Source organism: Hamadaea tsunoensis DSM 44101, from assembly GCF_000428945.1.
Classification (GTDB): domain Bacteria; phylum Actinomycetota; class Actinomycetes; order Mycobacteriales; family Micromonosporaceae; genus Hamadaea; species Hamadaea tsunoensis.
In genome coordinates, this window is the sequence record NZ_AUAX01000017.1 from 89118 (window position 1) to 99975 (window position 10858).

Sequence of the window (10858 nt, forward strand, 5' to 3'; positions counted from 1 at the left end):
TGCCCGGACGTTGGCGCTGTGTAACCATGCGGTTACCGGAAACCCGCCAAATGGTCGGCCGGGCGGCGCGCCGGGGCGTACAACAATCAATGCCGTGAACACCAGGCGGATCACTCTCGTGGCGGACGCCGCCGCGGTCCTGTCCGGCCTCGGGGCCTGCGCGCTGAGTGTCTACTTCGGATGGAACGCGCTGCACGCCGGGACGCTCGCCGATCAGGCGACCCTCACCGCCACCGCGTTGGCCAGCATCGGCGGCGGCGCGACGCTGCTCGTGCGGGGCTTCCGCCGGCTGTTCACCGACCAGGATCCGCAGGCGCAGACCCAGCACGGTGCGACCGCGGGCGGCGCGGTACCCCTGGCCGCGCTGTCCGTCGACCCGCCCTACGGACTGGCGCCCGAGCGGCTGCGGGGCCGCGACGCGATCCTCGCCCAGCTCTACGCGGCCGTTCCCGCCGGCCGTCCGGTCAACGCCCTCGGCGCGAAGGCCGAGGACGGCAGCGGCGGGGCGGGCGTACGCACGCACGCTCCGTCGATCCTGTTCGGGATGGGCGGCGTGGGCAAGACCGCGATCGCGTTGACGGTGGCGCAACGGGCGAAGTCGTCGGGGCTCCAGGTCTTCTGGCTCAACTGCCGCAACCAGACGGTGTTCCACTCCGGCGTACTGGAGGTCGTCAACCGGCTCCTGCTGCACCGGCCGCCGAGCGCCCGGCCGGCCCAACCGGGCGCACAGGTCGATCTCATGTGGCAGCTGCTGGAGGAGTGCGACTTCCCGTGGCTGCTCATCCTGGACAACGCCGACGACGAACGCACGCTGGGCGGCCCGCAGGCCGGCAACGGCTGGGTACGCACCTCGGCACGGGGCATGGTGCTGGTCACCACCCGCATCGGCACGCCCGAGATGTGGGGTGCCGGCGCGCGGATGCTGCGGGTCGGCACGCTGGATCCGGCCGCCGCCGGGGCGATGCTGCGGGATCTCACCCAGCCGGTCGGCCCGTCCGTCGGCACCGTCGCCGAGGCGGAGTCGCTGGGACGTCGACTGGGCTGCCTGCCCCTCGCGCTGCGGGCGGCCGGCCGGTTCCTGGCGGCCCCCGTCGTCGGAAGCCCGCAGGCCCACCCCCGCACCTTCGCCGCGTACCACGAAGCCGTCGACCGGGAGTTCTCCGTCATCGACGCGGTGGAGGAGCTGCCGGGTCCGTCGCAGGAAGCTCGCGACGCGCGTACGCGGGTCCGCGCGACCTGGGAGCTGTCGCTGCAACTTCTGGCGGACCGGGGCATGCCGGACGCGCGTACGCTGCTGAACCTCATGTCCTGCTACGCGGCGGAACCGATCCCCTGGGTGCTGCTCGACGGGACCGGGCTGCGCGAGGGCCGGGGCCTCGCGCGGTGGGCGAACGAGCTGCTGCATCCGCGGCGGCGCGACAGCGTGCTGGGATCCTTGCGCGACCTCGGCTTGGTGGACACCGACGAGTCGGCCAGCCACCCGCTGCTGCGCTGGGCGGACGAGAACTGGACCGGCTCCACGATGGTGGTGGTCCACCCGCTGGTACGCGAGGCGATCCACGACGGGCTCAGCCGCGACCGGGCCCGCCACCGGAGACTGTGGACGGTGGCCGCCCTGCTGGTACTCCATGCGAGGCAGGTGGTGGGTGCCCCGGCGAGCCTGCGCGGCTGGCTGCGCTGGCACATGCTGGCACCCCACATCGAAGGCGTGATCCGTAGCGTGCCCGCCTCGCTGACGCGCCGGTTCAGGAGCACCCTGCGCCGGCTGATCCGGCTGGCCGTCGAGCTGACCTGGCTTCTGATCAAACAGGACGAGTACGCGACGGCCCTCGACCTCATCTCGGCCGTGCGCGTCCAGAGCGAACGGAACTTCTCGCGCCGGGCCCGGGTCGCGGTCGCCGTCCGGCACACCCGGGGTCACGCCCTCTGGGTCGCCGGCCGTCGCGACGAGGCCGATGCCGAGCTGAGCACCACCTACGTCCCGGGCGAGCGGCTGATGCGCCGGACGCTCAGCGAGCACGACTTCCTGATGGTCTACCGGTCCATGCACGGGCTGTCGCAGGGACCGATGACCGACGACACCATGGACATGATCCGCCGTGCGCTCCGCCTGCGGCAGCGGTTGTTCGGCCAGGCGACGGCGTTCACGCTCGCGTTGCACATGAGCGTGGCGGCAGGCCACTTCGGCCGGGCCGAGTACGCCGAGGCGAGCCGGAACCTGCGCGAGATCCTGCGGCTGCGCGCCAAGCGGCTCGGCCAGGACGACTCGGCGACGCTGAACACCCGCGAATGGCTGGGCGCCTCGCTCGCCGCCGCCGGCGACCTGGCCGGAGCCACGGAGCAGGCGCGCGCGATCCTCGAGTCCTACCTGCGCCAGGAGAGTCTGATCGTGGCGATCGCGATGCCACCGGTGCAGCGGCCGTCCGTCGGCGACCGCCCCGAGAACCCGGCGATCCAGTCGGCGCGCCGCTGGCTCGGCGAGCTCCTGGAACGGCAGGGCGATCTGACCGGAGCCGAGGGCGAGTACCGGCGGGTGGTCGCCAACGCGCAGAAGACCTTCGGACCGGACGACCCGACCGTGATCGACACCCGGGACAAGCTGGGCCGGCTGCTGACCTCTGTCTCCAGCACGACGGCCTCCAGTACGACGTCGCGGCGGGCCGACCACGAGGACATCGTCCGCCGGCTCGAACAGATCTACAGTGGACGCGTCGAGCATCTCGGCCCGGACGATCCCGACACGCTGCGCGCCGCGTACATGCTGTCGGTGATGCTGGACGGCGCGCAACGGTACGGGGAGGCCCGCACCCTGAAGCTGGACACGCTCGAACGGCTGCGGCGGGTCCTGGGCCCCGAGCATCCCGACACGGTGCGTTCCGAGCAGGACGACTCGCTGCGCGTGACGCTGGTCGGGCCGCCCGCCCCGGGGACCCACCCGCCCACCACCGGGCCTTTCGACATCGGCGACCATGCCGACGTCGAGGACCTGCTCGACTTCGGCTCGCTCGCGCTGCCGGCCGTCGCCGGTGTGGAACTGCGGGTGCAGGCCGAAGACAGCGGGCTCATCCAGCAGCTGGTCCTCGTCCACGAGGAGAGCGCGCTGCAGATCGGCCTCTTCGCGGCCCCGCCGGACCGGTCGATCTGGCCGGAGATCCTGCGGGAGATCGCCGACCAGCTGCGATCGGACGGCAGCGCGCCGGCGGAACAGGACGGACCCTACGGCCCGGAGCTGGTCTGCCGGGTGATGAACGCGGACGGCGGCACGGAGCTGCGCTTCGCAGGCGTCGACGGGCCCGGATGGATGCTGCGCTTCGTCTACCAGGGCGAGGCCGCGACCGACCCGCAACAGGCCGCGGTCTTCGACGACGTGACCCGCGCGCTGGTCGTCGACCGGGGTGGGGACCTCCTGCCGGTACGCACGCCGCTGCAGATGTACCTGCCGCAGGAGATTCGCGACCAGCAGAACCTGGCCGCGGCAGCGGCCGGGTGATCGGAGAGATCGCCGCGACGGGCCGCCCGGGCCGGCGACCCGTCCGGCTGCTCAGCTGCAGATCGCCGTCTTGACCTGCTGGAATGCCTCGTACTCGGCCTTCTGGTCGACGGGGAGCTGGTAGAAGGCGGCGGCGATCTTCGGGATCGACGGGACCACCGAGAGCCGGAACTTCTGGCCGTCCGTGGTGGAGACGATGAAGCGGCCCTGCAGGTCGCGCTTCCTGACCGCGCCACGGTTGCCGTCGCCGATCGTGACCGGCGCGCCGGCGGTGACCCGGCCGCCGTCCTCGTCGATCGGGACGATGACCAGTTCGGTGCTGCCGGGCTTGAAGCCGACGGCGTAGTTGTAGACGGTGGTGCTGCGGTAGACGATGAAGTTCTTCTGCTTCAGGTCCGACGCGTAGACCTTGGTGTAACCGGCACCGTCCGGAACCACCTGGTCGAATGCCGCGTGGATCGCGGCCTTCAGCTCTTCCTTGCTCGCCACGGGATCTCCTTCGTCGACGACGGCGGGACCCGCGAATCCTAATAGGAGCGTCCGACATTCCTATGAGGGCGGTGCCGCCGCGGTGCTCGCGCGTACCACCAGGCGGGTCGGGACGAGGGTCGTCCCCGTCTCGTGGGTGCCGCGCTCGATCTGGCGCAGCACACCCTGGACGCAGCGCCGCCCGACCTCGGCGAAGTCCTGGTGCACGGTGGTCAGCGGCGGGATGAAGGAGGCCGCCTCCGGGACGTCGTCGAAGCCGACCACGCTGACGTCGTGCGGGACCCGCTTTCCGCGTTCGTGCAGCGCCCGCAGGATGCCCAGCGCCATCTGGTCGTTGGCGGCGAAGACCGCCGTGCAGCCGGGCTCGTCGGCCAGGAGCTGCCCGGCGCGGTAGCCGGACTCGGCCGACCAGTCGCCGTGCAGCAGCGGGGGAGCGGGGCGGCCGGCCGCCGCCAGGGTCTGCCGCCAGGCGTCGGCCCGCCGGTTGCTGGCGAATGAATCCTCCGGGCCTGTGACGTGCCACACGGTGCGGTGTCCCAGGTCGAGCAGGTGCGTGACGGCCTGCCGGGCGCCGTCGACCTGGTCGCTGTCGACGACGCTGTAGAGGTCGCCGCCGTTCGAGTCGGCCACGACGACCTGCACGTTGGGCGGCAGGGGCACGGTGGCCGCGTCCAGCAGGTGCACTTCCATGATCACGATGATGCCGTCCACTGCCAGCTCGCCGAGCCGGGTGAACGCGCCGAGCACACTGTCCTGTGTGGGCACCGCGAGCGGGATGAGCGTGATCGCGTACCCCTCATGGGCCGCCTGGGCGGCGATGGCCTCGAGTGTGCGGCTGTTGCCGGTGCTGGCGAGGGAGAAGAGGATGACGCCGATGGTGCGGAAGGCGCCGAGCTTGAGGGCGCGGGCCGCGCTGTTGGGGCGGTAGCCCAGCTCGCGCATGGCGGCGAGGACCTGCTCCCGGGTGCTGTCCACGACGTCCGGGCTGCCGGTGGAGACGCGGGAGACCGTCTGTGACGACACGCCGGCGAGCCGGGCCACGTCGGCCATCGAGACGCGCCGGGGAGTTGCCATCGTCGTGCGCCCTCCGTAACGAATCCGAAACCCACGCTTGACGGGCTCGGTGGCTCGGTGACACTATCACCGCGCCGATGTTTACGTAAACATTCGTGCCGACTCCCAGCCAAGTCACAGTGAAAAACGGCTGGTGGCGCGCTATGTTTGCGCAAACATCCGGTGCACCCGTCACCCTGGCCGATCTGCCGCCTACCCCTGGGCAGAAAAAGGACGAAGGAGGAGGACATGGCGGTCCTCGCCCCTCCCGCGATGCGCCGATCCGGCCCACCCGGCCGGTCGCGCGCTCCGCGGCGGCGCCGCAGCTGGACGGGGTGGGCTTTCATAGGCCCGTTCATGGCCGTCTTCGCCTTCGTCTTCCTCGCCCCGATCGCGTACGCGGTCTATCTGAGCTTCTTCCGCACGAAGCTGATCGGCGGCACCAGCTTCGTCGGGGCGCAGAACTACCGGGACGTCCTCACCGACCCGCAGTTCTGGTCCTCCTTCGGCCGGGTCGCGCTGTTCCTGTGCGTCCAGGTGCCGATCATGCTGTTCCTGGCGCTGCTGGTGGCGCTGGCGATCGACAGCGGCCGGCTGTACGGCAAGTCGTTCTTCCGGGTCGCCGTCTTCATGCCGTACGCCGTCCCGGCCGTGGTCGCGACGCTGATGTGGGGCTTCATGTACGGCCCGCAGTTCGGCCTCGTCGGCAGCCTCAACGAGAAGTTCGGCTGGTCGCTGCCCAACCCGCTCGGCCCCGACTGGCTGCTGGCGTCCATCGGCAACATCGTGACCTGGGAGTTCGTCGGCTACAACATGCTGATCTTCTACAGCGCCCTGCAGGTCATCCCGCGGACCCTGTACGAGGCGGCCGACCTGGACGGGGCGGGCCAGCTGCGGATCATCCGCTCGATCAAGCTGCCCGGCATCCGCGGCGCGCTGCTGATCGCCACGATCTTCTCGATCATCGGCTCCTTCCAGCTCTTCAGTGAGCCCGCGATCCTCAAGAGCCTCGCGCCGAACGTGATCACCACCTATTACACGCCGAACTTCTACGCGTACTCGCTGTCGTTCGCCGGGCAGCAGTTCAACTACTCCGCCGCCGTCGCGATCGTGATGGCGCTGCTGACGGCGGTCGTCGCGTACGCCGTCCAGCTGCGCGGCATGCGGAAGGAGCGCCAGTCGTGACGACGGCCCGTACGCGCAAGCGCAGCACCCTGCTCACCGCGCTGACCGCGATCATGCTGGTCTACAGCCTGGTCCCGCTGGCCTGGCTGTTCATCAACGCGACCAAGTCGCAGGCCAGCCTGTTCGACTCGTTCGGCCTGTGGTTCTCCGGTGACTTCGCGCTGTTCACCAACATCCGCGACACGCTCACCTACGACGACGGGGTCTTCGTCCGCTGGCTGCTCAACACCCTGCTGTACGTGGTGCTGGGTGCGGGCGGGGCGACCGCCCTGGCCACCCTCGGCGGGTACGCCCTGGCGAAGTTCGACTTCCTCGGCAAGCGCGCGGTGTTCGCGATGGTGATCGGGGCGGTCGCCGTGCCGACGACCGCGCTGGCCGTGCCGACCTTCCTGATGTTCTCCAAGCTCGGCCTGACCAACACCCCGTGGGCGGTGATCATCCCGTCGCTGATCTCGCCGTTCGGCCTCTATCTCATGTGGACGTTCGCGGCCGAGGCCATCCCGTTCGAGCTCATCGAGGCGGCCCGGGTCGACGGCGCCGGCGAGCTGCGTACGTTCCTGCGGATCTGCGTACCGCTGCTGACGCCGGGCATCGTCACGGTGTCGCTGTTCACCATGGTCGCGACCTGGAACAACTACTTCCTGCCGCTGATCATGCTCAAGGACCCGGACTGGTACCCGCTGACGCTGGGCCTGAACTCCTGGAACGACCAGGCCGCGACCTCCGGCGGGCAGGCCGTCTTCAACCTCGTCATCACCGGATCGCTGCTGACGATCCTGCCGCTCCTCGCCGCCTTCCTGCTCCTGCAGCGCTACTGGCAGTCCGGCCTGGCGGCCGGCGGCGTCAAGGACTGAACACCCCGTTCCCGATTCAAACGCACCACCCCTTGAAAGGATCAACATGACGATCAACCGACGTGGGTTCCTGCGGGGCACCGCGGCGTTCGGCACCGCGGCCGCGGCCAGTGCCTTCCTCGCGGCCTGCGGTTCCGACGACAAGAGCGACAGCCCCAGCGTCTCGGCCAACGACGTCGACGCCGCGCTCGCCGCGGGCGGCACGCTCACGGTCTGGGCCTGGGAAGGCACCCTGAAGCAGGTCGTCACCGCGTTTCAGGCGAAGTACCCGAAGGTCACCGTCAACCTGGTGAACGCCGGCACCGGCGACAAGCAGTACACCGCCCTGCAGAACGCGATCTCCGCCGGCTCGGGCGTACCCGACCTGGCCCAGATCGAGTACTACGCGCTGCCGCAGTTCGCCCTCGGCAAGTCGCTGGTCGACCTCTCCGGCTTCGGCGCGGGCTCGCTCGACGGCACCTTCACCCCCGGCCCGTGGGCGTCGGTGAAGTCCGGCGGTGTCACCTACGGCCTGCCGATGGACTCCGGCCCCATGGCCCTGTTCTACAACAAGGACGTCTTCGACAAGCACGGCATCACGGTCCCGACGACCTGGGACGAGTACGTCGCCGCCGCCAAGAAGCTGCACGCGGCCGACCCGAAGGCGTACATCACCAACGACACCGGCGACGCCGGCTTCACCACCAGCATGATCTGGCAGGCCGGCGGCAAGCCGTTCCAGGTCGACGGCACCAACGTGAAGATCAACCTGGCCGACGACGGCTCCACCAAGTTCGCCGGCCTCTGGCAGCAGCTCATCACCGACAAGCTGATCGCGCCGATCTCCAGCTGGAGCGACGCCTGGTACAAGGGCCTCGGCGACGGCTCCATCGCCACCCTGGTCATCGGCGCCTGGATGCCGGCCAACCTCGAGTCGGGCGTCGCGGCGGCCAACGGCAAGTGGCGGGTCGCGCCGATGCCGCAGTGGACCGCCGGCGGCACCGCGACCGCCGAGAACGGCGGCAGCTCGCTGGCCATCCCGAAGCTCGGCAAGAACAACGCCCTCGCGTACGCCTTCATGAAGTACGCGACGACCGGCGAAGGCGCGCAGCTGCGTACCGACAACGGCGCGTTCCCGGCGACCACCGAACAGGTCAACGCCGACGCCTTCAAGAACAAGGAGTTCCCGTACTTCGGCGGCCAGAAGGTCAACGAGGTCCTGGCCCAGGCCGCCGCGGGCGTAGTCCCCGGCTGGTCCTACCTGCCCTTCCAGGTCTACGCCAACAGCGTCTTCAACGACACCGTAGGCAAGGCCTACGTCTCCAGCACCACCCTCACCGACGGCCTCAAGTCCTGGCAAGACGCCGCAACAAAGTACGGAAAAGACCAAGGCTTCACTGTGAACTAGTCGGCGGTTGCGCTTCAACCATCGATGGTTGCTTCCCCCGGGGGTCTATTCCCCCGGTGGTTGCGGCCATCGATGGGCGCGCTTCCGTCAGGTGGTTGCGGCCGCGGGTGGTCCATTCCCCCGATGGTTGCTGCGAAGGTTATTGCCCGTTCGCCCTTCGGGCGAGACGAGGGCACTCGGCCCTTATGCAACGTCCGGCAGCACAAGATCCTCAAACGCTTCGCGCTTGCGGATCTTGCACTGCCGGACGTCGCGGCCGACTGTGGGGGCCAAGACGTGTAGGAAATCTGTGAGTGGAGAAGGACTGTGACTGCTCCGCAGTGGTTGCGCCGGCCGGCGGGCGCCGCGCCGCGTATTTCGTTCGGTGCCGACTACAACCCGGAGCAGTGGCCGCGCGAGGTGTGGCTGGAGGACGTACGCCTCATGCGTGAGGCCGATGTGGACGTCGTCTCGGTCGGCATCTTCTCCTGGGCGAAGATCCAGCCGACGGCCGACGAGTGGCGCTTCGAATGGCTGGACGAGGTGCTGGACCTGTTGCACGCCAACGGGATCGGCGTCGATCTGGCGACCGCGACCGCTTCGCCGCCGCCGTGGCTGACCGCCCGGCACCCGGAGATCCTGCCGGTGAACGCGCAGGGCGAGACCGTGTGGCCGGGCGGCCGGCAGCACTGGCGGCCCACCTCGCCGGTGTTCCGGCGGTACTCCCTGGCCCTCGTCGACAGGATCGCCACCCGGTACGCCGACCATCCGGCCCTTGTCGCCTGGCATGTGTCGAACGAACTGGGCTGTCACAACGTCTACGACTACTCCGACGACGCCGCCCGCGCCTTCCGGGACTGGCTGCGCGAGCGTTACACGACGATCGACGCGCTCAACCACGCCTGGGGAACGGCGTTCTGGTCCCAGCAGTACGCCGATTTCGCCGAGATCCTGCCCCCTCGGCTGGCCGCGACGCACCCGAATCCGACGCAGCAGCTGGATTTCAAGCGGTTCTCCGACGATGCGCTGCGCGCGTACCTGCGGGCGGAGCGTGATGTCCTGCGGCGGCACACCCCGGACGTCCCCGTCACCACGAACTTCATGATCATGGGGGAGACGAAGGGGATGAACTACGCGGGCTGGCCCGCCGACGTCGACTTCGTGTCCAACGACCACTACGTCCTGCCGGGGCCGCAGGCGCAGGACGAGCTCTCCTTCTCGGCCAACCTGACCGGCAACATCGCGGGCGGCCGGCCCTGGTTCCTCATGGAGCATTCGACCAGCGCCGTGAACTGGCAGCCGGTGAACGTGTCGAAGAAGCCCGGCGAGCTGGTCCGCGACTCGCTGACGCACGTCGCGCACGGGGCCGACGCGGTCTGCTTCTTCCAGTGGCGTCAGTCGGCGGCGGGCGCCGAGAAGTACCACTCGGCCATGGTCCCGCACGCCGGTCCGGACAGCGCCGTCTTCCGCTCGGTCACCCGGCTCGGCGCGACCCTGCGCGACCTCGCGCCGGTCGCCGGGGCGGTCCGCGAGAAGGCGCCGGCCGCCATCGTCTTCGACTGGGAATCCTGGTGGGCCGCCGAGGCCGACTCGCACCCCACCAACCGGATCAATTACCGGCAGGAGGCGCTGGACTGGTACAGCGCCTTCCTCAACCTCGGCATCCGCGCGGACGTCGTGCCCCACGGCGCGCCGCTGGGCGAGTACGCCCTCGTCGTCGCGCCCATGCTGCACATGCTCAGCGCGGCGGCGGCCAAGGAACTGCGTACCTATGCCGAAGCCGGGGGCCACCTGGTCACGACCTACTTCTCCGGCGTCGTCGACGAGCACGACCACATCTGGCTCGGCGGCTACCCGGGCGCGCTGCGCGACCTGCTCGGCATCCGGGTCGAGGAGTTCGCGCCGCTGCTCGACGCCGAGATCGTCCGGCTCGACAACGGCCTGACCGGCACGACGTGGTCCGAGCGGGTCGACACCGCCGACGACGTCTCGGCGCTCGCCCGCTACACCAGCGGCGACCTCGCCGGATATCCCGCGGTCACCCGCCGCGTCGCCGATGCGGGCTCCGCGGCGTACGTCTCCACCCGGCTCGGCACCGCGGGACTCACCCGCGTGCTGGGTGACCTGGCCGCCGCGGCGGGTCTCGCGAGTGACCTGCCCGCGTCCGTCCGCGGCCAGGTCGAGCTGGTGGTACGCCGAAACGGCGACGCCCGGTACGCCTTCCTGATCAACCGGACGGCGCGGCCGGTGACCGTCGCCGGTGTCGCCGGACGGCCGCTGCTCGGCCGGGTCGCCGGGGGAGTGGTGGAACTCGAACCGCGTGGCGTCGCCGTGCTGCACTGCGCCCCGACACCGGCTCCCTGACCGGCGTCGAGCCCGGCCTGTACCAGGGCGCGCGTCCCAGCCTCCGGCGGGCGGAGC

At 70.2% G+C, this 10858-nt stretch carries 7 protein-coding genes; 5 read left to right on the top strand and 2 right to left on the bottom strand.

The window, feature by feature from the left end; all coding sequences use genetic code 11:
- Positions 1-94 precede the first annotated feature (94 nt).
- Complete coding sequence (locus G401_RS53220) at positions 95-3490, top strand: DUF3710 domain-containing protein (RefSeq protein WP_157546222.1); 3396 nt, start codon at positions 95-97, stop codon at positions 3488-3490.
- Between the two features lie 51 nt (positions 3491-3541).
- Here the strand turns inward: G401_RS53220 and G401_RS0123625 are convergent, their stop codons facing one another.
- Complete coding sequence (locus G401_RS0123625; protein WP_027344436.1) at positions 3542-3979, bottom strand: hypothetical protein; 438 nt, start codon at positions 3977-3979, stop codon at positions 3542-3544.
- A gap of 60 nt (positions 3980-4039) precedes the next feature.
- Positions 4040-5053, bottom strand: a complete 1014-nt coding sequence (locus G401_RS0123630) for a LacI family DNA-binding transcriptional regulator (protein WP_245601817.1) — start codon at positions 5051-5053, stop codon at positions 4040-4042.
- A 336-nt stretch (positions 5054-5389) separates the two neighbouring features.
- On the opposite strand from G401_RS0123630, the gene G401_RS0123635 reads away from it, so the two are divergent.
- The 4 genes from G401_RS0123635 (at position 5390) to G401_RS0123650 (ending at position 10801) form a co-directional block, all read left to right on the top strand.
- Positions 5390-6217 (top strand): carbohydrate ABC transporter permease, encoded by an 828-nt coding sequence (locus tag G401_RS0123635; RefSeq protein ID WP_322787747.1) that lies wholly within the window; start codon positions 5390-5392, stop codon positions 6215-6217.
- A gap of 53 nt (positions 6218-6270) precedes the next feature.
- The gene (locus G401_RS47875; RefSeq protein ID WP_051367087.1) at positions 6271-7071 is read left to right on the top strand and encodes a carbohydrate ABC transporter permease; all 801 of its coding nucleotides are present in this window, start codon (positions 6271-6273) and stop codon (positions 7069-7071) included.
- Positions 7072-7117: 46 nt separating this feature from the next.
- On the top strand, positions 7118-8458 hold the full coding sequence (locus G401_RS0123645) for an ABC transporter substrate-binding protein (protein WP_027344439.1): 1341 nt from the start codon (positions 7118-7120) through the stop codon (positions 8456-8458).
- A 306-nt stretch (positions 8459-8764) separates the two neighbouring features.
- Entirely contained in the window at positions 8765-10801 is a 2037-nt protein-coding gene (locus G401_RS0123650; RefSeq protein WP_051367046.1) for a beta-galactosidase, read from the top strand.
- The last annotated feature ends 57 nt before the right edge of the window (positions 10802-10858 follow it).